The following is a 24,310-nucleotide window of genomic DNA, read 5'->3' as shown; positions in this document are numbered from 1 at the left end:
CGAAGAAGCCGTGCATGCGGGAGCTCCCGATGCACGGCCATGCCATGATGGTTGCGCTTTGCTGTTTGTTCGAATTATCCCTTGCCGCCCGCAGACCGGTCGTTCAGCACGGAACGGACGGCCTTCTTCCAGCCTTCGAGCAGGCGCTCCCGCTCCGCGGCCGCCATCGCGGGCTCGTACCGGCGGCCGGCGCTATTGCCGGGCAGCCGTTCCACGGACGGCCAGAGACCCACGCCGAGCCCGCCCAGCCAGGCGGCGCCCATGGCGGACAGTTCGGCGACCTCCGACGCAACGACGGCGTTGTCCAGCAGATCGGCCTGGAACTGCATCAGCGTCGCGTTCCGCGACGCGCCGCCGTCGGCGCGGAGCTCGGTCAGCGTGACGCCGGATTCCCGCCGCATGAAGTCGACGGCGTCGTACACCTGATACGCGATGCTCTCGAGCGCGGCCCGGACGATGTGCGCCCTGCCCGTCGACCGCGACATCCCCGTGATCGCCGCGCGCGCGTCCGGGTCCCAGTACGGAGCGCCCAGGCCGACGAACGCGGGCACGAGGTAGACGCCCTCATTGTCCGGCGCCTCCTTGAGCAGGTCATCCATCTCCTCGAACGAGCGGAACAGGCCGAGATTGTCCCGCACCCATTTGATCGTGTCGCCGCTCGTGCGGATGATCGCCTCGAGCGCGTAGGTAACGGTGCCGCCCCTTCCCCAGGCAATGGCGGTGACGAGTCCGCTCCCCGGGGACACCGGTTTCATGCCGATGTTCATCAGCACCGAGGTGCCCGTGCCGTAGGTGGCCTTGGCCATTCCCGGCTCGTGGCACATCTGGCCGAACAGCGCGGCCTGGGAGTCGCCGATTACCCCCGTGATCGGCACCCGCTCATCCCACAGTTCCGGCTCTTCGGTATGGCCGAAGAGATCATCCGACGACTTCACTTCCGGCAGCAGCTTCCTGGGCACGCCGAACAAGGCGCACAGTTCGTCGTCCCAATCCAGCGTGTAGATGTTGTACAGGCTGGTGCGGCTCGCGTTCGTGCAGTCGGTGGCATGCACCCGGCCGCCGGTCAGCTTCCAGACGAGCCAGCTGTCGATCGTGCCGGCGAGCAGCTTCCCTTCCTCGAGTTTCGCCTTCGCGCCTTCCGCGTGCTCCAGCATCCAGCTCCATTTCGTCGCGGAGAAGTAGGGGTCGAGCATGAGCCCGGTCTTCGCCTGAACCAGCGGTTCATGCCCTTCATCCCGCAGCCGCGCGCAATGGCCGCTCGTCCGCTGGCACTGCCAGACGATGGCGTTATGGACCGGGAGGCCGGTCGTCCGGTCCCACAGGACGGCCGTCTCCCGCTGGTTCGTGATCGTCAGCGCCGCGAGCTGCCGGGCCTCGACGCCCGCCAGTCGGAGCGCCTGCCGGGCAACCCGGATGACATTATGATAGATTTCAATGGGGTCATGTTCAACCCACCCCGGGGCAGGATAATATTGCCGGTGTTCGGCTTCGCTTCTCGCGACGACCGCGCCGGAGCGGTCGATGACGAGCGCCTTCGTGCCGGACGTGCTCTGATCGATGGCCAGCAAATAGTCCCTGCTCATCGCTCCCGCTCCTGTCGCTTCCGGCTGATCAGCCGGAGCGCCGCATCGGCGAGATTTTCGGCGCTGATGCCGTAATGGCGGAACACCTCCGCTGTCTTGCCGGCGATCGCCGGCTCGTCGGGAATGCCGAAGATCCGCATCGGCACCGGATGGTGCTGGATCACCGTCTCTGCTACCGCCGCGCCGAGACCGCCGTGGATGCTGTGCTCTTCCACGGTGATGATGTGCCCCGTCTCGCGGGCGGCGCGCAGCACCGCCTCCTCATCCAGCGGCTTGATCGTGTGCATGTTCAGCACCCTGCAGGATACGCCCATATCGCGCAGCAGCGCTTCCGCGTCGAGGGCGACGCGCACCGTCTCGCCCGCCGCGATGATCGTCAGATCCGTGCCATCGCGCATCGTCACCGCCTTGCCGATCACGAATTCGCCGTCCGCGCTCTCATAGACGTCTTCCACCGGATTGCGGCCGATGCGGACATAGACGGGGCCTTCGTGGCGGACGAGCGCCTGTGTCATCCGCTTCGTCTCGTGCCGGTCGGCGGGCAGGATGACGGCAAGTCCCGGAATGGCCCGCGTGACGGCGATGTCCTGCAGCGAATGGTGCGACATGCCGAGCGCGCCGTAGCTGATGCCGCCGCTGATGCCGACCAGCTTGACGTTGGTGTTGGAATAGGCGGCGTCCACCTTGATCTGCTCGATGCTGCGCATGCTCAGGAAGCAGGCGGGCGAGGTGACGAACGGCTTCTTGCCGCTGTGCGCCAGACCGGCCGCGATGCCGACGATGTTCTGTTCGGCGATCCCCACTTCGACGAACTGGTCGGGGAATGCCTTCGCGAACGGCCCCATCGCGGCCGAGCCGCGGGAATCGCTCGCCAGCACCATGATGTCCCGGTCGTCCTTCGCCAGTTCCATCAGCGTCTCGCAAATGACCTGCCGGTTCGGAATCGTGTTGCTCATGCCTCTGCGCGCCCTCCTTCCCGCTTCAACTGCGCTTCATATGCGGCCAGCTCCGCCAGCGCCCGCTGCAGCTCCTCGTCGTTCGGCACGCGGTGGTGCCAGCCGGGGATGTTCTCGGCGAAGGAAACGCCCCGGGCTTTCACCGTCCGCGCCAGCACGAGCGTCGGTTTGCCCGGCACCTCGGGCGCCGATTCCAGCACCTTCACCAGCGCGTCCATGTCGTGGCCGTCCACGGCGACGACATGCCAGCCGAACGCCTTCCATTTCGTATCGAGCGGTTCGATGGCCATCACGTCCTCGGTCGAGCCGCTGATCTGCAGGCCGTTCCGGTCGATGATGCCGACCAGATTGTCCAGCCCGTAATGGGCGCCGGCCATCGCCGCTTCCCAGACCGAGCCTTCGGCCTGCTCCCCGTCGCCCATCAGGCAGAACACACGGTAGCCCTTGCCGTCCCGCTTCGCCGCGAGCGCCATCCCGACCGCGATGGACAGCCCGTGGCCGAGGGCGCCCGTGTTCATCTCGATGCCCGGCACCTTGTTGTTCGGATGCCCGATGAGCCGGGTGCCGAACTGGCAGAACGTGTCCAGCTCCTCCTTCGGGAAAAATCCGAGATCCGCCAGGATGCACCAGAGCGACTCGACCGCATGCCCCTTGCTGGCGATGAACCGATCGCGGTCCGGCCATTTCGGGTCCGCCGGATTGATCCGCATGACCCGGTAGTACAGCGCCGTCAGAATATCCGTATTGCTGAGCGACCCGCCGGTATGGCCCGCCTTCGCGCGGTGGATCATGCGTAGCACGTCCATCCGGATGCGGGTCGCCTTGATTTTCAGATCGGTCATGTCCATGGATGTCACCTCGTCAACCCCGCCGGTTCAGATCCGAACCGCGGAGCCACGCCTGGATTTCCGCTTCCGTCGGGTCGACGGGATCGGGGGTGAGGCCCGGAATATAGCGGCACGCTTCATACAGCGCCGGAATGACGTTCGCGTGAATGCCCACGATATGATGGATATAAGGCCCGGTGACCAGCTTCTCTTCCCAGAGCGGCCAGTCGTTCACTTCGACCCACACGTACGAGCCGCGCGTATACGGTCCGTCGATGCCGCGGGCGCGGCCGAGGAACAGCTGATATTCGCCGTGGTCGCCGTCGAAGCGCGCGAGCGTCATGCTGCCGCCCTTGATTTCGCCTTCATGTGTGCCCGGCGAATGGTCGTCGAACAGGAAATGTCTGCGCAGCTTCGGTTTGTCTTCCACCGTGAGCGATACCGGGAAATTGCCGCAGTGGAACAGCAGCTCGCCGTTCTCGTTCTCCGGATGGCGGATCGTCAGGTCGGCGAAGAAGGTGGGCGCCTGATAGAGTGTCGCCGCCTGCACCATGACGGACGTGATGGCGCCGTGGATGTCCGTCTCGCAGGTGACCGGAATTTGCTCGTCCGTCAGAATCGCGTTGGCGAGACAGGGCATGATGCCCATCGCATCCTGCAGCGCGGACCAGCACTGGATCGCGATCGCCGTGCTGCCCGTCTCCCGCGCGCAGTTCCGCATCGCGACTTTGAGTGCGGCAATGCGCCGGACGTCGTCCTCCGACACTTCCGACCAGTCCAGATGCGACTTGATATACTCGACGGCCTCATCCAGATCGCTGCCGCCCTTCTTCTCCACGCGCTCGGCCGCGCGGCGGATGTCGATCAGCGTGATCGGATGGATCTCGATGCCGAACCGCTCCAGCAGCTCGCCTTCGTTGCAGATGACCGTCCAGAACGAAGCTGGACGCGGACCGATCTGCAGAATGCGCATCCGGCGGAATTCGCGCACCACATTGGCGGCGGCAATGAAGTTGGTGAATCCGCGCTCGAACACCGGATCATCGACGCGGCAGTTCGTGACGTACGTGAACGGCACGTTGAAGCGGCGCAGCACCTTGCCCGTGGCGAAAATGCCGCATTGCGTGTCGCGCAGCCGCATACCGTCTTCAAGCGGCGCCTCGTCGCGGGGCCCCCAGAGCAGAACCGGTTTGCCCAGCGCCTTTGCCACCCTGGCGACCGAGTCTTCCGTGCCGAAGTTGCAGTGCGGGAAGAACACCGCGTCCACGTCTTCCTTCCTGAAGCGTTCAATGACCTGCCCGGCGCCCGCGAGATCGTTGTAGAGCAACCCTTCGTCGTTCAGACCCTCGAGGTCGACGATGTCAATCGGAAGCCCGAAGGAATCGATCTTTCGGCGAATGGCTTCCTTGTACTTGAAAGCATCTTCCGCGCTGAACACAAAACGGCGGGTCGGGGCGAAACCAAGTTTGATTCGGCTCATGTTTACACTCCTTTTTTAGTAAACTTGATTATCAGCTTTGTGAAGCAATTTAGCGGCTTTGAGTTCATTTTAGGTGTGAATTTTGTGCCAGTCAACTAATATTTAGTCATATTTATTAAAATAATCACTAACATTTAGTTTATATACGCATTAATTTAGTGAACATCTGTCTTATTGCAAATTTTTCACGAATCGAGTAAACTAAACTTGCTCAACCAAACCGAAATGGGGCGTTTAATGATATATGAAGATGGAAGATATCGCCAGATTGGCGGGTGTATCCAAATCGGCCGTCTCCCTCGCGCTGAACGGAAAACCCGGCATCAGTCCGGAGACGCGGCAGCGCATTTTCCAGATTGCCAAGGAACATAATTATCAACTCAAGAGCCGTTCGCCGAGCGCGGACACGCGGACGAAATCGCTGACGTTTCTGGTGTTCGTCAATTCCGGCATCGTGCTGGAGCAGTATTATCAGCAGCCGTTTTTCCGCGAACTCATTTACTACATCGAAGAACGGTGCAGGCATCGCGGATATTCGCTGCTTTTCTCCGCCGTCGACATGAACAACTTCGAGCGAGACATCGGCGCGCTCGCCAAGGCGCCGCACAAGGACGGCGTCATCCTGCTGGGCACCAATCTCAGCCAGGAGCAAATCGCCGACGTCGCGGTCAAACTGCCCGAATCGCTCGTTGTGCTGGATACGTGCTACGACACGCTGCCGCTGCATTTCGTGGAGATCAACAACACGATGGGCGCCTATCAGGCGGGCATCCATCTCTGCGAGCTCGGCCATACGCACATCGGCTACATCGCCTCGAACATCAAGATTCACAACTTCGAGGAACGGATGAAAGGCTTCACCGCCGCGCTCCGGGAGAAAGGCCTCCAGCTGAACGAGCACAATATTTTCTCGATCGCGCCGACCATCCTGTCTTCGCAGGATGCGCTCAAGGACCAGCTACAAGCCTATCTCGCCGCCGGGCACAAAATGCCGACGGCCTTCTTCTGCGAGTGCGACTACATCGCGATCAGCGCGATCAAGACGCTCTCCGAGCTGGGGTACCGCATTCCGGACGATGTGTCGGTCGTCGGGTTCGACAACATTTCGGAAGCGCTCATCGTCTCGCCGGAGCTCACCACCATTCACGTGGACAAAGAGCGGATCGCCTATCTGGCGGTCGATCTCGCCATCGAGTCGAACAATTCGGAGATGCGCGTGAAAAGCAAGATCAAAGTCGACACCGAGCTGGTCACTCGCCTGTCCACGGCACCGCCGCTCGTGGCGGCCGAACGGAGCTAATCCGCGACACAAACCGGGAGCACCTCAGACGGGTGCTCCCGGTTTGGCATGGTACGCCCGTTACGCGGCGGCACGGCTTGCCAGCACGTGCTTGGACTGAAGATTGCGCTGATACTGATCGACAATGACCGCGAGCACAATGACGAGCCCTTTGATGACCATTTGCCAAAACTCGGAGACTCCCATCATGACCATGCCGTCGCTGAGCACCCCGATGACGAACGCCCCCAGAATCGTGCCGCCGATCGATCCTCTTCCGCCCGCGAGCGAAGTGCCGCCGAGCACGGCGGCCGCAATGGCGTTCAGCTCCCAGGTTTCACCCGTCGCCGGATGGGAAGCGACGAGTTGCGAAGAGACGATCAGTCCGACCACGGCCGAGCAGAAGCCCGAAAACATGTAAACGAAAATTTTGACCCGGTTGATCCGGATGCCGGACAGCTCGGCTGCGCGCTCGTTGCCGCCCACGGCAAAAATATGCCAGCCGAGCGGCGTTTTCTTGAACAGGTAAACCGAGAACACCCCGAACAGAATCATGATCCAGATGACGTACGGAATGCCGAGGAAGGAACCCGCGCCGAGCGCCGGAAAGCCGGTATTGCCGAGCTCGGGACTGCCGACCAGGTTGGGGAACGTCTTGCCGCCGGAACTGAGCATGGCCACGCCCCGCGCCGCATACAGCATGCCCAGCGTGGCGATGAAGGGCGCCACCTTGAACTTCGTCACCAGGATGCCGTTGATTCCCCCGACCAATGTGCCCGCCAGCAATACGATGAGAATAATCACCGGCACGCTGAAATAAACGATGACACCGAACATCGGCAGCACGAGACCTTCGACGATCAGCCAGCCGGCGATCATGCCGGACAGGCCGACAATCGAACCGACCGACAGGTCGATGCCGCCGCTGACGATGACATACGTCATCCCGATGCCCAGGATGGCGTACAGCGCGACGTGCTTGGCGATCAGGATCAGACTCTGCACGGACAAGAAATTGGGCGCCAGAAAGCTGAAGACAACGACAAGCACGATGAGCGCGATGAAGGTCCTGGCTTTCAGAAGGAGCAGACCGATGTCCGGACCCGGTCTTCCTTTGAACAGTTGTCTCATTTGAACCCGAACTCCCTTTGATCGGACTGGAATAGGCTATTTTTTCGAAGAAGCGTTGACCAGATTGTTTTCCGTCAATTGATCGTCCTGAAACTCGCCGGTCAGCCTGCCCCCGGACAGGACGATCACCCGATCCGAGTACGCGAGGATTTCTTTCAATTCCGAAGAGACGAGGAGAATGCTGACCCCTTCGGCGGCCAGCTGCCGGATGATGTTGAACACGTCCGCCTTCGCTCCGACATCTATGCCGCGCGACGGCTCGTCAAGCAGCAAAATTTTCGGATCGGTGAGCAGATATTTTCCGATGACCACTTTCTGCTGGTTGCCGCCGCTGAGCGACAAGATGGGAAGTTTCGGATCCGGCGCTTTGATGTACAGATTTTGAATCATGCGGGCGATGCTGCTGTTTTCCAGCTTGCTCGACAGAAACAGCCGCCTGAAGTACTTGCCCAGGCTGGACAGCGTCATGTTCTTGGCGATGGACAGCGGCTGCACGAGCCCTTGGCGCTGCCGGTCTTCAGGCACAAGCGCAAAACCGCGGTCAATCTGATTCCGGACCGATGTCGGCTTGATCGGCTTGCCTTCGAGATATACGGCGCCTTCCGCTTCGGGATGGAGTCCCATGAGCGTCTCGAGCAGCTCCGTGCGACCCGCCCCCATCAGACCGTAGATCCCGACAATTTCGCCTTTTTGCAGGGAGAAGGAGACGTCCTTCAGGATGAAGCCTCCCTCCGGCGAACGCAGCGTCAGATTTTCGACGCGCAGCACTTCCTCCGTCGGCTGTCGCTTCGGTCTGTTGGTCGACAGCACCTGGTCATGTCCGACCATGTTCCGCACGATCCAGGGAATGTCGATGTTGGCGATCTCGTCGCGGGCGACAAGTTTGCCGTCGCGGAGAACGGTGATATAGTCGCCGATTCGCATGATCTCTTCCAGCCTGTGCGAAATATAGATGATCGCCAGGCCCTTCGCTTTCAGGTCGCGGATGAGCTTGAACAACACTTCGACTTCAGCCGTGCTGAGCGACGAAGTCGGTTCGTCCATGATCAGGACTTGCATTTCGCTTTGCGTGAGCGTCTTGGCGATTTCCACAATTTGCTGTTGACCGACTTTGAGCCGGCTGACCGGCGTGTGCGGATCCAGATCGCATTCCAGCTGGCGCAAAATGTCCCTCGTCTTCTCGACATGCCGGTCATGATCCAGCAACATGCCGTACCTGGTGTGTTCGCGGCCGATGAACATGTTTTGCGCGATCGTCATGTTCGGAAACAGATTCAGTTCCTGATGGATAATGCCGATGCCCTTGGCCGCGGCGTCCCTCGTGCCTGCGAGTTTGACGGGACGGCCGTTCATCCGCAATTCGCCTTCGGTGGGCTGCTCAATGCCGGCAATGATTTTCATCAGGGTGGATTTGCCGGCTCCGTTCTCGCCGATCAACACATTGACTTTGCCGCGATACACCTCAAAGTCGACGTTGTCGAGGGCGACCGTGCCTGGGTATCGCTTGGTGATCCCCTTGGCCTGAAGACACAATTCGGCAGAAGGCTGAGCATGCATCAGGCTCCTCCTCCCGTCTCATCGAGTTCCACGGGCGTGATCAAAATATCCCGGCCGTTCTCGGTGAACACGCCGACAAAGCGAATTTCTTTCCCGGATTGAAACCATTCCGTCCCTTTGGCGTCAATCACGTTTTCCAGGACCAGCGTGTTGTAAGCGGCGGCCAGCTTGGCGAAATCAATCTGATTTTTGAATTGATCAAAGTTGACGAAGTCGAGGGAATCGCGGATGGATGTTCCTTTGAAAACGGGTCCGATCTGCAGCGCAGCATCCGGTTCGCCGTCGTAAGGCGGTACATCGATTTCCGCCGTGCCGGCCCTCGACTCGGTATGAACGGCCGTAATTTTGCCCTGTCCCTTGATGATGAAGTTCCAGGCGCTTCCGGCCGATGCGTTTCGGACACCGTACGTCTCGACGGCTTTCTCCGAATCGGCCAGAAGCGTCTCCATGACATCCGGCAGGTCGTGCGCATGTTCATTCACATAGGATACGACCCGTTCCCAAGTGTCCCGGGCATAGGAGGCAACATCCGCCTCACCGGCGCTTGACCCGCCCGCCGGCTGTTCGCCGATTTTGACGACCGTACAGGAAGAAAGCAGCACGGCCAGGATGGCGAACAAAGCCGGCAAGATGGCGCGCGGTCGGCAACTTCTGTCTGACGCTTTCATACAAGACAGTCCCTTCAGCATACTCGAGTGCGAGGGGGGCTGCCGCCCAGCCCCCTTGTGGTTTGTGGAGAAAATCAATCTTTCAGGTTGAAGTTATCCAGCCTGGATGCGTTATCCATCGTAATCAGCACGCAATCAACGAGCTGCTTCTCTTCAGCGCCGGTCGAACCGGTCTTCAAGTATTGGTCGGCTTGCTCGACGGCCATCTGCGCGATCTTGTAGGCCGGCTGCAGCGCCGTCGCCTTGATGTCGCCGGCCAGAATGGAGTCGCGCACGTCGTTGCTTCCGTCAAATCCCACCACAATGACATCGTTCAGCCCGGCAGCCTTCAATGCCGCCATCGCCCCCATCGCCATCGTGTCATTGCCGGCAATGACGCCTTTGATGTCCTTGTTGGCCTGAATGATGGATTCCATTTTGGAGTACGCTTCCGTCTGGCTCCAGTTCGCCGTCTGCTGCGACACCATGACCATATCCGGATATTGATCGATCACTTCATGGAAACCTTGCGAACGAATGTGGGCGTTCGTGTCCGATTCCTTGCCCAGCAGCTCGACGTAGTTCCCGCTTTCGCCCATCAGCCGCACAAATTCCTCGGCAACCAGCTTCGCTCCCTGATAGTTGTTGGACACGATCTGCGATACCGCAATGCCGGTCTCGTTGATTTCCCGGTCGATCAGGAAGGACGGAATGCCCGCGTCCTTCGCTTTCTTCACCGCCGCGATCGTGGCGTCGGCGCCGGCATTGTCGAGAATGATGGCCGCCGCTTTGCGCGAGATGGCCGTATCGATCAGCTGATCCTGCTTGTTCGGGTCGTCATCGTGGGTCAGCACCAAGGTTTCATATCCCAGCTCCTGCGCTTTCTCGGCTGCGCCGTCGGCTTCCGTCTTGAAGAAGGGGTTGTCGTGCGAAGGCGTGATGATGACGATCAGATTGGATGAATTGCCGGATCCCTGGCTTGCGGAATCGGACGACGGGCTTGCATTGCCGGACTCGCCTGAACTGCCGGACCGGCTTGAATTGCCGGATTGACTTGTGCCGGATGACGAAGATTCGTCGGTTTTGTTGTTAGCGCTTCCACACCCGGCAAACAACAAAGCCATTCCGATCATCAGCACAAGACAGCGTAACCACGGCCAACCCTTTTGGTTCAACATGTTTTTCGCTCCCCTCAATCAAATGTTTAAGATAAATTGTTTAATGGAATTTGTTTATTATTTTATGTCATTCCACTAAACTATTCATATGTTAGCACACTAAATGTTTATGTCAATATCGTGATAAGATAAAAAAATCGACAAAATCACCGATTCTCCTCCTGTATGTGGGATTTGGAAGAAAAAAATATTTATTTTGTTTAATTGTTTTTATTTAAATTGAAGAATGTTGTTGATTGTTGAGACTGAAGCTGGTTCGGGGAAAGTATGATGAGGACTGGTACCCGGGACCGATGAGCGGTACCGTGTGGGAGGGAGATTATGTCATCGAGCTTGCCGACGAGATCGGCAATACAATCGCCAAGACCGAATTGAGCCGTTATTATCATGAACCGTTGATCTTCTTGTCGCATTTTCAGCTTGAGTTCGACGAGTACAACGGCGACGGGGATATCGATTTCACCATCGGGCAGTACGCTTCAAGCAATGGATGGGATTACAGGCTGTTCACGCTGAGAGAGAACGGCGAGATCGAAGAACTGCCGATCCGGGATCACTCGTCTTCATGTGCTTGCATTACGAGAATTCTCGGCAGGTGTGGATGGAGAGAGTCTTTCGCTGGGACGGGGAAGCTTTTGTTCAGGCGGAATATCGGGAAATGGAGCTGTAGTACAGGTCAGGCGGACCGGCCGGTCGGTATGAATCCGCCGTGAACAAGAGAAACTATTCCTGCACAGGCACGAATGCCCTTTTCTCGGGGATATGCGAAGGAGGCTGCCGCAGGAATGACGGGAGGAAATGCCGGTCTGCCGGAGACAACGCTGTCGTACTGGATCGAGTCCGAGCCGTTGCCGGAATTCCAGCCGCTGCAGGAAGACACGGATGCCGATGTTGTAATCGTCGGCGCAGGCATTACGGGGTTGACGGCCGCCTGGCTGCTGGCGAAGGAAGGCGCGCGCGTCATCGTGCTCGAGGCGTCGCGCGTGCTGCGGGGCACGACGGGACATACGACGGCCAAAGTGACGGCGCAGCACCATCTCATCTACGATGAGCTGATCGCCCATTTCGGCCAAGAGAAGGCGAAGCTGTACTATGCAGCAAACCGCGACGCGATGACCTTCATCGAAGGCCGGGTGCGCGAGTGGAACATCGACTGCGAATGGGCGGAGGAAGATGCCTATGTCTATGTGACGGAGAATCGGTCGGTCGGCAAGCTGGAGCAGGAGCTGCGCGCCTACGACGCCCTCGGCATCGAAGGCGAGCTTGTCGCGGATATTCCGGTGCCCGTGGACGCTGCGGCGGCGCTTGTCATGCGGAAGCAGGCGCGCTTCCACCCGCTGCGCTACATGCGGCGGCTGCTCGATGAAGCCGTGCGGCTCGGCGTCCGCATCCACGAGAAGACGACGGCGACCGGCGTCGACACGGACGGCGGCCGCCCGACCGTGCGGACGGAGGGTGGCCGTAAGGTCCGCTGCAACGCCGTCGTGGCGGCCAGCCACTATCCGTTCATCGACAAGACCGGCGGGCTGTTCGCCCGGCTGCACATCGACCGGTCGTACGTCGTCGCAATCCGGCCGAAGCAGCCGTATCCCGGCGGGATGTACATCAGCGCCGACGAGCCGCGCCGCTCCCTGCGCCGGGCGGGCAGTCCGGAGGGGCCGCTCGTGCTGATCGGCGGCGAGAACCACCGATCCGGCGCGGCGGAGGATGCGGAGCGGCGCTACGCCGCGCTGGCCGAATTCGGCGAGCGGCTGTTCGGCGCCGAATCGGTCGCGTACCGCTGGTCCGCGCAGGACATCATCACGACCGACAAGGTGCCGTACGTCGGCCCGCCGGACAAGGCCAAGCCGAACATCCTCGTCGCGACCGGCTACCGCAAATGGGGCATGACCGGGGGCACCGCCGCCGCCATGCTGATCGCGGATCTGGCGCTCGGACGCGACAACCGGTATGCGGAGCTGTTCACGCCGTCGCGTTTTCATGCCGATCCGGATCTGCGCGTAATTGTCGGCTCGAACGCGCGGGTCGCGGGCTCGCTCATTGCCGGCAAGCTGGAGAAGCCCGGACGGACGCCGGAATCGCTGGTGCCGGACGAAGGCGCCGTCGTCGAGCTGAACGGCAAGCGCGCGGGCGCCTACCGGGACCCGCAGGGCGAGCTGCATCTTGTGGACACGACCTGCACCCACATGGGCTGCGAGGTGAAATGGAACCCCGGCGAGCGGACATGGGACTGCCCGTGCCACGGCTCAAGGTTCGACTACAAGGGCAATGTCGTGGAAGGGCCGGCCATGAAAGCGCTGGCGCGGCTGGAGCCGCAGCCGGCATCGTCAGAGAAGTAGCGGCATGCGAACGGCCGGTCAGGTCGACCCTGACCGGCCGTTCGCATCAATCGTAGATGCCGGAGTTGCTTCTGCTGATGCGGATGCCCGACTCCGCGGGAAACAGCCGCTCCACCATTGCGTTGAACTGGGCGATGAATCCCTGGATCGGCTCGCCGCGGCGCGCCGTCTGGATGTACTCGCTCATCCGGCTGACGAAGTCCGGCTCCTCGGACACATAGACGCGCTCAATCATCGGCGCCATCTCCTTCACATGTCGGGCGATCCGCTCCTCCAGGGTGCCGCCGGACTTATCCTTGCCGCCGGTTGTTCCGCCGGCCGATTTGCTGTTCAGCCCGGCGCGCGATCCCGTCCGCGAACTGGGCAGTCCGTCAGCGCCCGCGGCTCCGCGCTGCAGCCGGTCGCCGGCGTCGATCCGTTTGTTGACGGCGACGTAGGCGTTGCGGTCTGTCAGGATGACATAGACGTCACTCAATCCTTCCGCTTTCCGGATTCGCTCGGCGATGTCCTGGCTCGCTTCCATCCGGTAGTTCTGATGGTTTCCGATCAGATTGTTGCTGTTGAGCCGGCGGCCGTACACCCGGTTCTGCTCGTTCAGCTGGTCGTTCGCGAATCGCCGGTCGATGACGAGATTGCCGTTGCCGTCCTTGAGGATTCTTTTCTCCTTGATGTTGCGATTGCCGACATCGCCCTGCGTCTCCGCGCAGCCGGCGAACATCAAGGCGCCGACGGCCAGCACGGCGATTGCCGCTGCCCTTCGCTTCATGCCGCGAACCTCCCCTTCGAAGCATTCGATGCCATCGCCGTTAGCGTTCGCCGCGGCATCGAATCCTATTCGGGAGAGAGCAACCCGCATCAACCTTCCGGTACGATGAGCACCCAATCCTCGCTCCGGCCGCGTTCAGGCCTTTCAGATCAGCCGCGACATCCACATATGGTCCCGACGGCGTGTAGACGACGGAGCATCCGTCGCCCCTCGCCGCAACCTGTCGGTTATACCCCTCAAAATTGCCGGCGAGCACATCGGCGTCCGGTGTGAACCCCGCCGGCGCATACCGTTCGCCGAACGCGCGCAGCCAGCGCATCTGCTCCGCGCCCGGCCGCCGGAGCGCGTCCCGCCAGCTCATCACAATATAGTTGCCCGGATTGCCGTGCGAACCCGCACCGGCCATCGGACCGTCCGCCATCGCCCAGACGGAATGATGGCCGTACGTGTGGCCGCAGGCGCCCGACAGCAGCGCGTAATAGGCGGCCTTGCGCACATCGGCGGCGTCGAAATAGCCGTTCGCCGCCTTGAACCCGATCGGATGGTCCTCATAGCAAGGCTCGGCGTCCAGCACCGGCTTCACCGGCTCCCGCCCGTAATCCACCAGCACGCGGGCATCACTCGAGATTATCGCTTCGCCGTGGCCGGACTGGATCATGTTGAAATCGAGCCACGGCTCGTCATGCAGCTGCCGCGAAGACGAGTCGCCGCCGAGCACCCAGACGATGTTCGGAGCATCCCGGTACCGCTCGCCCAGCCAGCGGCCGTAGCGCCATGCATTGTCCGGCGTGAAAATCTCCGGCCCTTTCCCCCAGGCTTTATTGAACTTGTCTCCCCAGGTCGGCAAGAGCGCAATGTACAGGTCAAGCGATTCCGCCAGCCGGATGATCGCATCGACATGGTCCCAATAGGAATTCGGACCGTCCGTGTCGGGCTGTCCCGGATCGGGCAATCCGTTCGCACCGGTCTTGAGCGGCAGCCTTCCGTAAGCATTTGCGGTCGTCACGCCTTCGAATTCTGCCAGCACAACGGCCTGAATAACCGTGAACTGCTGTCCGGACCGCGTGCGCAAATAATGTTCGGCGTCCTCGATCGTGAGCCGGTGGAACAGCTCCCACGCCGTATCCCCCAGCCAGAAAAAAGGCCGTCCGTCCTCCAATGCCAAATGCCTTCCGCCGTTGCCGATCCGAAGCCTTTGCATCACCATCTCCGTGCACCCCCGGCAATTCAAGTGTTCAAACACCTTAAAGCGGAAAGCCGCGCACAGGGAGTCGCGCGCGGCGCAAATCCTCCCGCAGCGGAGACCGGAAATGCGGCCGAATGCCGCATTCCGAACCTAACGCCACCTTACCGCTATGGAAGGATATTGTCCAGATGACAATGATAAGATTTTGTTCACATTTCTCAGAAACATCCGATTATTCGGATGAACCGACGATGATCACATGGACATCGCCCGGCCCGTGCACGCCGATCGTCAGATCGTTCTCGATGTCGGCCGAGCGGCTCGGGCCGGAGACAAGATGAACGCCCGCCGGCATAGCGCTCCGTCCGCCCTCGTCGAACTCGGCGAAAATTTCGCCCAGCCGCGTGCGGATCCGGTCAGCCGGCAGCACGATGAACAGCACGGGCGGCAGCAGGCTGACGGCCCGGCCGCGCTCCTTGGAGGAGAGGAGCGCGACGGTGCCCGTGTACGCCGCGGCGCAGTCGGCGAGCACAACGCCCGCGTCCGCGCCGGCGGCCTCCGCGATCCAATCCGTGGCCGGATCGCGGTTCCAGACGCTTAAGCACGCGTCCGGCATCGCGCTGTCCAGCGCCAGGCCGGCGAGTTCGGGCGCATCCTGCAGGAGCAGGCTGGATGCGCCACGCTCTGCCGCCCGCTCCGCAATGTAGCGCGATGCCGCGTGCAGGTCGGGCACGCTGGCGACATGGCCGCCGGCCGCCCGGAAATTGGCGGCGAACCGCTCGCGGCGCTCCTCCGGCGGCAGCGCGAACGCGTGCCAGAAATCCGGCGCGCCGCGAAGCGCCCGGCCCGCCGGCGCCGTCCGCGGCGGATGGCCCAGCTTCGCCGCGATATGCCCGAGCATGGCGCGCTGGTCGTCCGGCATCGGCACCTGCTCCGGCGAAGCCGCCTGAGCCTGAACCCGCGCCGGAGCCTGCGCCTGCGCCTGCGTCTGCGCCCCGGTCTGCGCGGCCTGACCGGACGCCGCATGACCGTGCGCCGCGCCTCCGGCCGCGTGACCGCCCCCCGCGCGCTCCGCCATGACCGCGCGCAGCCGCTCCTCCACGGCCGGGTCAAGCGGCTTCGCACCACCCGTATTCAGCTTCTTCCACCGGTCGCGGAACGACTCTTGCGGCAGCATCGGCAGCGCCCGATGCTTGATCCACCCGTCCAGCGGACCGATCCGCGCGCGGATCTCGCCGCCTTTCCCGGCGAACCGCTGGCCGAACCGCGCCAGCTTCAGTGCGGCGGAGAGCCGCCCCGGCTTCGCCATCGTGAGGCCGTATGCCTTCATCGCCGCCGCCTCGCCCGCGCTGCGGTGCGGGCTTTCCGCCTTGCGCCGCCGCAGGTAGACGAGCATGTCGTGCAGCGGAATTTTCACCGGGCAGGCTTCCCAGCATGCGCCGCACAGACTGGAAGCGTTCGCGATGTCGTCCCATTCCGCGACATTCTTCTTAAGCGCCGGCGTCAGCACCGCGCCGATCGGCCCGCTGTACGTGCTGCCGTAGGCGTGGCCGCCGATGTGCCGATAGACCGGGCACACATTGAGGCAGGCGCCGCAGCGGATGCAGTTCAAGAGCTCCTGGAACTCCGGATCGCCAAGCTGGTTCGACCGGCCGTTGTCGACAATGACGATGTGCAGTTCCTCCGGCCCGTCGCCGTCCCCCGGCCGCCGCGGGCCGCTGATGCCGGACAGGTAGACGGTCAGCTTCTGGCCGGTCGCCGAGCGCGGCAGCAGCGTCGCCATCACCTCGAGATCCGCCCAGGACGGCACGATCCGTTCCATCCCCATCAACGTGATCTGCACCTTCGGCACGGTCGACACCATCCGCGCGTTCCCTTCATTCTCGAAAATGCAGATCGAGCCCGTCTCGGCCACCGCGAAATTGCAGCCGGTCATGCCGATATCCGCTCCGAGAAACTCTTCCCGCAGCCGCTTGCGCGCAAATCCCGCCAGCACCTTCGTGTCGGGCGGCAATTTCTCTCCCGCTTCTTCCGACAGCACTTCCGCGATCTGCGCCTTGTTCTTGTGGATGGCCGGAATGATGATGTGCGACGGCGCCTCTCCCGCGAGCTGGATGATGTATTCGCCGAGGTCCGTCTCGATCGCCTTGACGCCCATCTCCCTCAGCGCCTGGTTTAAGTGCAGTTCCTCGGTCACCATCGACTTCGACTTGACGACGGTCTTCGCCTGAACGCGGCGCGCGATGGTCTGCACGATGCGCACCGCCTCATCCGCCGTCCGGGCAAAATGCACCTGCGCGCCGTTCGCCCTTGCGTTCTCCGCGAACAGATTCAGATAATAGTCCAGATGCGCGATCGTATGCAGCCGGATCTGCCGGCCGCGCTCGCGCCATGCTTCCCAGTTGCCGTGCTCCCCGGCCGCCTGCTGCCGGCCCGCGCGCAGCCGCTCCGTCGTAAAGCGGACGGCCTGGCGGAGAAAATCATCCTCCAGCGCCGCTTCCGCCCTTTCCTTCACCGTACCATGGGAATCCAGGCTCATGCGCGCTCCACCCCCTCGGCGAGCAATTCCGCCAGATGCATGACGCGGACGTTCGCTCCCTGGCGGCGGAGGCGCCCGCCGATGTTCATCAGGCACCCCATGTCGAGACCGGTCAGCACTTCCGCTTCCGTCTCCGTGACATGCTCCGCTTTCTCGGCGACCATCGCGCCGGAGATGTCCGCCATCTTCACGGCGAAGGTGCCGCCGAAACCGCAGCAGTCCTCGGCCATCGGCAGCGGCACGAACGTGAGGCCCCGCACCGCGGAGAGCAGCTCAAGCGGCTCGTCCTTCACGCCGAGCAGCCGGCTGCCGTGGCAGGACGGATGGTACGTCACCTTGTGCGGAAAATAAGCCCCGACATCGCGCACGCCGAGCACCTGGACGAGAAACTGCGTAAATTCGTACGTCTTCGCCGCGAGCCGCTCCGCCTGCTCCAGGCGCTTCGGATCGTCCTTGAACAGCTCCCGGTAATGGTGGAACATATAAACGCATGAACCCGACGGCGCGATGACGAAGTCGCTGTCTTCAAATGCGTCCAGCATGTTGCCGGCCGCCGCGCGGGCATCCGCCCAGTAGCCCGAGTTGAACGCCGGCTGGCCGCAGCACGTCTGGCCTTCCGGAAATTCGACCCGCACCCCCTGCCGCTCCAGCAGCCGGACCATCGCCTCGCCGACGCCCGGGAACATGGCGTCACAGATACACGTAATGAACAGTGAGATTTTCAATAAACGCACCTCCCGGCTATACGGCAATGACCTCGATGCCGAGCGCGCGGTACGATTCGGCCGTCGCCTCGTCGAGCCCGCGGTCCGTAATGATCGTATTCACGGCGCCCAGATCGAGCGCCCGCGCGAAAGCCTGCACGCCGAATTTGCTGGCGTCCGCGAGCAGAATCACATGGTCCGCGATTTCGGCCATCTTCCGCTTGATCTGCGCCTGAAGGCCGGTCGATTCGCTGATGCCGCGTTCGGGATGGATGCCTTTGCAGGACAGGAACGCTTTCTCGACATGGAAATCGTCCAGCGCCCGCTCGGCGAGCGGGCCGACGAACGACAGCGAGCGGTGCGACATCAGGCCGCCCGTCGACAGCACCTCGATCCGCTCCTTGCTGCCGAGTTCCGCCGCCGCCTTGACCGAGTTCGTCAGCACCGTCAGCGGCATGTCCGGCAGAATGCGCGCCACGTACCAGGCCGTCGAGCTGCCGTCCAGCAGGATGCGCTCGCCCGGACGAATATGCTTCACCGCTTCCTCCGCGATCCGCCGCTTCTCCTCGGCATGCGTGATTTCGCGCTCGTAGTACGGAATTTCCTGCGGTCCGCCGGACAGATCCGCATCCCGCACACTGACGGCGCCGCCGTGCGACCGCCGGAGCCGGCCCGCTTCCTCGAGCCGGTCGAGATCCCGGCGGATCGTCTCCTCCGTCACGCCGCACAGTTCCGCCAGTTCGGAGACGCGCGCGCTGCCGCGCTCGTTCACCACCCGCACGATAAATTCCTGCCGTTCCGCAGCCAGCATGGTCTTCACCATCCCTGTAGATTCCGTCAGCCCGCCGCGCCGCTCCCCCACAGGGCAGCGCAGCGTCCGTACGCTTCCTCCCAGGCGGCCGCCGATCCCGGTTCGGGCTCGTACACCGTCACGGGGAAGGAATCCCGGATCACCTTTCTCGCCTCGCGGATGTCCGCGAGATCTCCCGACGCGATCCATTGTACCGCAAGATTGCCGATCGCGCTTCCCTCAGCCGGACCCGCCCAGACGGGGCGGCCGATCGCGTTCGCCGTCCATTGGCAGAGCAGCTTGTTCTGAATGCCGCCGCCGACCATGTGCAGCTTGTCGAACTTCCGGCCGGACAACCGCTCGGTCTGTTCGAGGATGTGACGATACTTGAGCGCGAGGCTCTCGAGGACGCAGCGCGTGATCGCGCCGTCCGTCTCCGGCGCCGCCTGGCCCGTGCGGGTCGCGTACGCCCTCACCCGCTCCGGCATGCCGCCGGGCGGAAGAAACGACGGATCGTCGGGATCGATCAGCGCGGCGAACGGTTTCGCCGCCTCGGCCCGCGCAAGCAGCTCGGCATGGGAGACCTCCCGGCCTTCCCGCTTCCAGGTGCGGCGGCATTCCTCGAGAATCCAGAGCCCCATGATGTTTTTCAGCAGCCGATAGGTGCCGAAGACGCCGCCTTCGTTCGTGAAATTGAGTTCCCGGGCTTCCTCCGTGAGCACCGGCTGCGGCACTTCCGTGCCGAGCAGCGACCAGGTGCCGCAGCTGAGGTAGGCGAACGAATCGCTCTCCGCCGGCACGGCCGCCACCGCCGAGCCGGTGTCGTGCTCGGCAACCGCGACGACGCGGATCGGGCCGAGTCCGAGCTCCGACTGCACGCTGCCCCGAAGCTCCCCCGCGGCGGCGCCGGGCATGAGCACGGGACCGAACCAGCCCCGCGGAATGCCGATCGCCTCGAGCAGCCGATCATCCCAATCGCCCTTCACCGGATTGTAGAGCTGCGTCGTCGTCGCGTTCGTGAACTCGTTCGCCGCCTCGCCGGTCAGGAAGTACCGGATGAGATCGGGAATCATCAGGAACCGGCGCGCTTCGCGCAGCGCGGGATGATCCGCTTCCTTCATCGCGAGGAGCTGGTAGATCGTATTAAATGGAAGGAACTGGATACCGGTCCGCACGAATATTTCGTCCGCACCGACCTTCTCGAAAAGCCGCTCCATCATCCCGTCGGTCCGGCTGTCCCGGTAATGGTACGGGTTGCCGAGCAGCTCGCCGCTCGCGTCAAGCAGGCCGTAGTCGACCGCCCACGAATCGATCCCGATGCCGCGGATGTCCTCGCCCCGCCGTCCGGCGATCAGCATGCCCTGCTTGATCTCGTGGTACAGGCGGAGAATGTCCCAGTGGAGCCGGCCGCCCACGGCAACCGGATCGTTCGGAAAGCGGTGGATCTCCTCCGCCGTGATCCGGCTGTCCGTCAGCCGGCCGAGCAGCGCCCGGCCGCTTCCGGCGCCGAGATCGAACGCCAGCACCGCCATGCCGCATCCGCCTCCTTATCCGTTGCGCTTCGCCAGCACGTCCCGCTCGTACGCCCGGACTTCGTCAAGCCACGTCTCGCGCACGGGCACGCCCGATTTCGCGCAATAGTAGTCCCACACCGCTCCGAACGGATACGTCTTGAATTCTTCCGTCAGCGCAAGCCGCGTCGTGTAATCGCCTTCGAGCTCGGCCTGTTTCAGCCGGTCCGCCGGCTCCAGCATCGCCCTGAGCAGCGCTTTCAGCGTGCTGCGCGTGCCGATGACCCAGGCGGCCACGCGGTTGATGCTCGCATCGAAGAAATCCAGCCCGATATGCGTCCGATCGAGCAGGCCGCAGCGGACGAGCTCCCGGGCGATCTCCTGCGTCTCGTCGTCGAGGATGACGACGTGGTCGCTGTCCCAGCGCATCGGCCGGCTCACATGGAGCAGCAGGCCGCTGGTGAACAGCGAGAGCGCCGACATTTTGCCCGCGATGCTCTCGGTCGGGTGGAAATGGCCCGCGTCGAGGCAGAGCAGCGTCCCTTTCTGGATGGCGTATCCCATGTAAAATTCGTGCGATCCGACGACGTATGCCTCGGAACCGATGCCGAACAGCTTGCTCTCCACCGCATCCAGGTGAACCGCGGGATCGATCTTCTCCGCGAACACCTCATCCAGCGCTTCCTTCAGCCGGATGCGCGGAGCGAGCCGGTCGGCCGGCGCGTCCTTGAACCCGTCCGGAATCCAGACGTTCGTGACGCAAGTCTGCCCGAGTTGTTCGCCGAAATACGCGCCGATCTTGCGCGAAGCCTTGCAGTGGTCGATCCAGAATCGGCGGACAGCCGGATCGGGATGGCTCAGCGTGAAGCCGTCGGACGCTTTCGGATGGGAGAAGCACGTCGGGTTGAAGTCGAGGCCGAGCCCCTGATCCTTCGCCCAATCGACCCAGCTCTGAAAATGCCGCGGCTCAAGCGCATCCAGATCCACTTTCTCGTCGGTGTCGGCGTAAATGGCGTGGAGGTTCACCTTGTGTTTGCCGGGAATGAGCGACAGCGCCTTCTCGAGGTCGGCGCGCAGTTCGTCCGCCGTCCGCGCCGCTCCCGGATAGTTGCCGGTGACGGCCAGGCCGCCGCCCAGCTCGCCCCCGCGGAAGAGGAACCCTTGCACGTCGTCGCCCTGCCAGCAGTGCACGGAAATTTTGATCGACTGAAGGCGCTCGATGGCCTTGTCCGTATCGATCCCGTGCGCCGCGTAGAGCGCCCTGGCCGCTTCATATGCTTGCTCGATGTTTCGTTCCATTCGCCGCTCCTCCTTATTTTACCGGGTAAGCCATGACCGACATCAGCGCGTTCTCCGCCTGTGTCGCATCCATCCTGCTGTACTGCACGACGACCGGAATGTCGCTGCGGACCTCGATCGCGTACGGAACGCCCGCCGGAATCTGCTCGCCGTCCTTGACGAGCGAGCTCGTGCGGATGTGCTTCGTACGGCGCCCCGGCACGACATACGGGATATCTTCGATCGGATCACGGTCCTCGAAATAGATCGTGAACTTGAGCAGCGCTTCCACGGACGATCCGTTCAGCACGCAGACCGATTCGTGGCTGACCAGCGCGCCGCTGCTCGTCTCCGGAATATAGCCGTCCGGAATGATCCAGTGGGTGTGGCCGAAAGCTTTGTACATGGATTCGCCCTCCCTTTCAATTTGGAAGTTGATTCGTCCAATGCACAAAAGATCAGCGGGTGAACGCCGCCGGCACGCCGCCGTCGACGGTCAGCATGCACCCCGTCGTCTTCGCCGCCTTCGACGAAGCGAAGAACGCGATCGCTTCGGCGATGTCGCGCGGGTAGATGTTCACGAGCAGCGTCGTACGCTTGCGGTAATACTCTTCAAGCTGGTCGGGCTCGATGCCGTACGCGGCCGCCCGCTCGTTCCGCCACGCGCTGTTCCAGATCGCGGAGCCCTGCAGCACCGCGTCCGGCAGCACGCTGTTCACGCGAATGCCAAGCGGTCCGCCTTCGGCGGCGATGCAGCGGGCGAGGTGGACTTCAAGCGCCTTGGCCGCGCTGTAGGCGGTGGCGTTTTTGCCGGCGTAGACCGAGTTTTTCGACCCGACGAAAATCATGCTGCCGCCCGTGTTCTGCTCCTTCATGACTTTAAACGCCTCGCGCGCGACAAGGAAATAGCCGGTGCCGAGCACGTTCATGTTCAGGTTCCATTCGTCGAGCGACGTTTCTTCGAACGGGCTGGACGTGGCGAGTCCCGCGTTGTTCACGAGAATGTCGACACCGCCGTAGTAGAGCGCGGCTTCCTTGTAAGCGGCCTGCACTTCCGACTCTTTGGTGACGTCCATCTTCACGGCCAGCGCCCGGCCTTCTCCGTACTTCGCGTTAAGCTCCTCGGCCACCTTCTGCGCGCCCTCGAGGTTGAGATCGGCGAGCACGACATGCGCGCCTTCCGCCGCCAGCCGCCGCGCCGTCTCGCTGCCGATGCCGCCGGCGCCGCCCGTGATGAACGCGACCTGGCGGGAAAATTCCGCTTCCGGCGGAGCGAGCGTCAGCTTGTAAAGTTCAAGCGGCCAGTATTCGACGTTGTACGATTCGTTCTCGCTGAGCGACACGAACTTGCCGAGCGCCGCGGCGCCCCGCATGACGGCGATCGCGCGATGATAGAGCGCGCCGCTGACGTTCGCCATCGCCTTGCTCTTGCCGGTGTTGATCATGCCGACGCCCGGAATCAGGATGACGCGCGGCGCCGCTTCGAACATGACGTCGCCTTCATTCTTGTTGCGCTCGAAGTAGGCTTTGTACTGCTCCTTGTAGGCGGCGATGCCGTCGATCAGTTTCTGCTTGAGGCCTTCGACATCGTTCGCGTCCGGCGTCCAGTCGACGAAGAGCGGCACAACTTTCGTGTGAACGAGATGGTCCGGGCAGGCGGCGCCGACCTGGGACAGCTCGGGCGCGTCCGCCCCGCCGACGAACGTGAGCACATCGTCTTCATCGTCGAACGCGAGAATCATCTTCTTGTCGCCGCTCACCGCGCCGCGCACGGCCGGCATCACTTCCGCGGCGATCTTGCGGCGCGTCTCCGCCGGCAGCGGCGCGTGCTTCTGCCCCCCGAACAACTTCGCGTTGTCGACGCGCGCTTCGATGTACGCCTCCGCCTCGTTGATGATGCGGATCGTCTGCTCGTAGCACGCCTCCGCCGTTTCGCCCCACGTGACAAGGCCGTGCTTCTCCATCAGGACGAGCTCGGCCTTCGGGTTGGCGAGCACGCCTTCGGCGATCATTTTCGAGAGCTTGAAGCCCGGGCGGATGTACGGCACCCAGACGAACCGGTCGCCGAAAATCTCTTCCGCGATCTGCCGGCCGTTGTCCGCGCAGCAGATGCTGATGATCGCGTCCGGATGCGTATGGTCGACATGCTTGAACGGCAGGAATGCGTGCAGCAGCGTCTCGATCGATGCGCGCGGATGTTTCGCGTCGATCATGCAGTGTGCGAGGTACGCGACCATCTCCTCGTCGGACATGTCATCCCGCTCGAACAGCGGATGGATGTCATCCATGCGCAGGCCGGTGAAGTTGTGCGCCTTCATCGTCGCGAGGTCGGAGCCGCTTCCTTTGACGTACATGACTTTGACGTCACGGCCGCGGAAATCTTTCACGATCATTTTGCTGGACGTGTTGCCGCCGCCCCAGTTGCAGACGCGCCGGTCGCGGCCGAGCAGGTTCGAGCGATAGACAAGTTCTTCGAGGCCGCCCTTCAGCTGCGACGCCGCGGACGGGTCCCACAAGTTTTGCACCATCGTTGCCATTCCCTCCGAAACGGATGTTGGT

At 62.5% G+C, this 24,310-nt stretch carries 20 protein-coding genes; 3 read left to right on the top strand and 17 right to left on the bottom strand.

What is annotated here, in order from left to right:
• Nucleotides 1-74: 74 nt before the first annotated feature.
• The 4 genes from glpK to THECO_RS06205 are packed head-to-tail and all read right to left on the bottom strand — an operon-like array spanning nucleotide 75 to nucleotide 4,846.
• Nucleotides 75-1,583 (bottom strand): glycerol kinase GlpK, encoded by a 1,509-nt coding sequence (gene glpK, locus THECO_RS06220; protein WP_015254203.1) that lies wholly within the window; start codon nucleotides 1,581-1,583, stop codon nucleotides 75-77.
• Nucleotides 1,580-2,539, bottom strand: coding sequence for a transketolase family protein (locus tag THECO_RS06215; RefSeq protein ID WP_015254202.1), 960 nt, complete (start codon nucleotides 2,537-2,539; stop codon nucleotides 1,580-1,582). The genes glpK and THECO_RS06215 overlap by 4 nt, the downstream gene beginning before the upstream one ends.
• Entirely contained in the window at nucleotides 2,536-3,396 is an 861-nt protein-coding gene (locus THECO_RS06210; protein WP_408646070.1) for a transketolase, read from the bottom strand. Before THECO_RS06210 ends, THECO_RS06215 begins: the two co-directional genes overlap by 4 nt.
• Before the next feature lie 4 nt (nucleotides 3,397-3,400).
• Nucleotides 3,401-4,846 carry an L-fucose/L-arabinose isomerase family protein gene (locus THECO_RS06205; RefSeq protein WP_015254200.1) on the bottom strand — a complete coding sequence of 482 codons (1,446 nt, stop codon included), beginning with the start codon at nucleotides 4,844-4,846 and terminating at the stop codon, nucleotides 3,401-3,403.
• A 244-nt stretch (nucleotides 4,847-5,090) separates the two neighbouring features.
• Here THECO_RS06205 and THECO_RS06200 point away from each other — a divergent pair, with 244 nt between their 5' ends.
• Nucleotides 5,091-6,146: a LacI family DNA-binding transcriptional regulator gene (locus THECO_RS06200; protein WP_015254199.1), complete on the top strand. Its 1,056-nt coding sequence runs from the start codon at nucleotides 5,091-5,093 to the stop codon at nucleotides 6,144-6,146.
• A gap of 60 nt (nucleotides 6,147-6,206) precedes the next feature.
• On the opposite strand, the gene THECO_RS06195 is transcribed toward THECO_RS06200, so the two are convergent.
• The 4 genes from THECO_RS06195 to THECO_RS06180 form a co-directional block, all read right to left on the bottom strand.
• Nucleotides 6,207-7,256, bottom strand: a complete 1,050-nt coding sequence (locus THECO_RS06195) for an ABC transporter permease (RefSeq protein ID WP_015254198.1) — start codon at nucleotides 7,254-7,256, stop codon at nucleotides 6,207-6,209.
• A gap of 36 nt (nucleotides 7,257-7,292) precedes the next feature.
• On the bottom strand, nucleotides 7,293-8,813 hold the full coding sequence (locus THECO_RS06190; protein WP_015254197.1) for a sugar ABC transporter ATP-binding protein: 1,521 nt from the start codon (nucleotides 8,811-8,813) through the stop codon (nucleotides 7,293-7,295).
• A complete protein-coding gene (locus THECO_RS20465; protein ID WP_052835841.1) occupies nucleotides 8,813-9,481 on the bottom strand; it encodes a DUF2291 domain-containing protein in 669 nt (222 codons plus the stop codon). The genes THECO_RS06190 and THECO_RS20465 overlap by 1 nt, the downstream gene beginning before the upstream one ends.
• A 74-nt stretch (nucleotides 9,482-9,555) precedes the next feature.
• The gene (locus THECO_RS06180; RefSeq protein WP_157373536.1) at nucleotides 9,556-10,584 is read right to left on the bottom strand and encodes a D-ribose ABC transporter substrate-binding protein; all 1,029 of its coding nucleotides are present in this window, start codon (nucleotides 10,582-10,584) and stop codon (nucleotides 9,556-9,558) included.
• 293 nt (nucleotides 10,585-10,877) lie between these two features.
• On the opposite strand from THECO_RS06180, the gene THECO_RS06175 reads away from it, so the two are divergent.
• Together THECO_RS06175 and THECO_RS06170 are read left to right on the top strand one after the other, a co-directional pair.
• Nucleotides 10,878-11,351: a hypothetical protein gene (locus THECO_RS06175; RefSeq protein WP_015254194.1), complete on the top strand. Its 474-nt coding sequence runs from the start codon at nucleotides 10,878-10,880 to the stop codon at nucleotides 11,349-11,351.
• A 72-nt stretch (nucleotides 11,352-11,423) separates the two neighbouring features.
• On the top strand, nucleotides 11,424-12,977 hold the full coding sequence (locus THECO_RS06170) for an FAD-dependent oxidoreductase (RefSeq protein WP_015254193.1): 1,554 nt from the start codon (nucleotides 11,424-11,426) through the stop codon (nucleotides 12,975-12,977).
• 46 nt (nucleotides 12,978-13,023) lie between these two features.
• Here THECO_RS06170 and THECO_RS20460 read toward each other — a convergent pair whose 3' ends face one another.
• From THECO_RS20460 to THECO_RS06125, 9 genes are all read right to left on the bottom strand, one after another.
• Nucleotides 13,024-13,743 carry a YhcN/YlaJ family sporulation lipoprotein gene (locus THECO_RS20460; protein WP_015254192.1) on the bottom strand — a complete coding sequence of 240 codons (720 nt, stop codon included), beginning with the start codon at nucleotides 13,741-13,743 and terminating at the stop codon, nucleotides 13,024-13,026.
• Between the two features lie 40 nt (nucleotides 13,744-13,783).
• A complete protein-coding gene (locus tag THECO_RS06160; protein WP_157373535.1) occupies nucleotides 13,784-14,950 on the bottom strand; it encodes an apiosidase-like domain-containing protein in 1,167 nt (388 codons plus the stop codon).
• A gap of 211 nt (nucleotides 14,951-15,161) precedes the next feature.
• A complete protein-coding gene (locus THECO_RS21620) occupies nucleotides 15,162-17,468 on the bottom strand; it encodes a LutB/LldF family L-lactate oxidation iron-sulfur protein (protein ID WP_015254190.1) in 2,307 nt (768 codons plus the stop codon).
• A complete protein-coding gene (locus tag THECO_RS06150; RefSeq protein WP_015254189.1) occupies nucleotides 17,465-18,193 on the bottom strand; it encodes a (Fe-S)-binding protein in 729 nt (242 codons plus the stop codon). The genes THECO_RS21620 and THECO_RS06150 overlap by 4 nt, the downstream gene beginning before the upstream one ends.
• A gap of 16 nt (nucleotides 18,194-18,209) precedes the next feature.
• Entirely contained in the window at nucleotides 18,210-18,983 is a 774-nt protein-coding gene (locus THECO_RS06145; protein WP_041854230.1) for a DeoR/GlpR family DNA-binding transcription regulator, read from the bottom strand.
• A gap of 26 nt (nucleotides 18,984-19,009) precedes the next feature.
• On the bottom strand, nucleotides 19,010-20,494 hold the full coding sequence (locus tag THECO_RS06140) for a rhamnulokinase (protein WP_015254187.1): 1,485 nt from the start codon (nucleotides 20,492-20,494) through the stop codon (nucleotides 19,010-19,012).
• A gap of 15 nt (nucleotides 20,495-20,509) precedes the next feature.
• Nucleotides 20,510-21,772: an L-rhamnose isomerase gene (rhaA, locus tag THECO_RS06135; protein WP_015254186.1), complete on the bottom strand. Its 1,263-nt coding sequence runs from the start codon at nucleotides 21,770-21,772 to the stop codon at nucleotides 20,510-20,512.
• A gap of 13 nt (nucleotides 21,773-21,785) precedes the next feature.
• Complete coding sequence (locus THECO_RS06130) at nucleotides 21,786-22,157, bottom strand: sensory rhodopsin transducer (protein WP_015254185.1); 372 nt, start codon at nucleotides 22,155-22,157, stop codon at nucleotides 21,786-21,788.
• Between the two features lie 52 nt (nucleotides 22,158-22,209).
• Complete coding sequence (locus THECO_RS06125; RefSeq protein WP_015254184.1) at nucleotides 22,210-24,279, bottom strand: bifunctional rhamnulose-1-phosphate aldolase/short-chain dehydrogenase; 2,070 nt, start codon at nucleotides 24,277-24,279, stop codon at nucleotides 22,210-22,212.
• Nucleotides 24,280-24,310 lie beyond the last annotated feature (31 nt).

Origin of the sequence: Thermobacillus composti KWC4, from assembly GCF_000227705.2 — a bacterium.
Taxonomy (GTDB): domain Bacteria; phylum Bacillota; class Bacilli; order Paenibacillales; family Paenibacillaceae; genus Thermobacillus; species Thermobacillus xylanilyticus.
The sequence above is the reverse complement of the archived record's forward strand: the minus strand, read 5'-3'. Positions and strand labels throughout refer to the sequence as shown.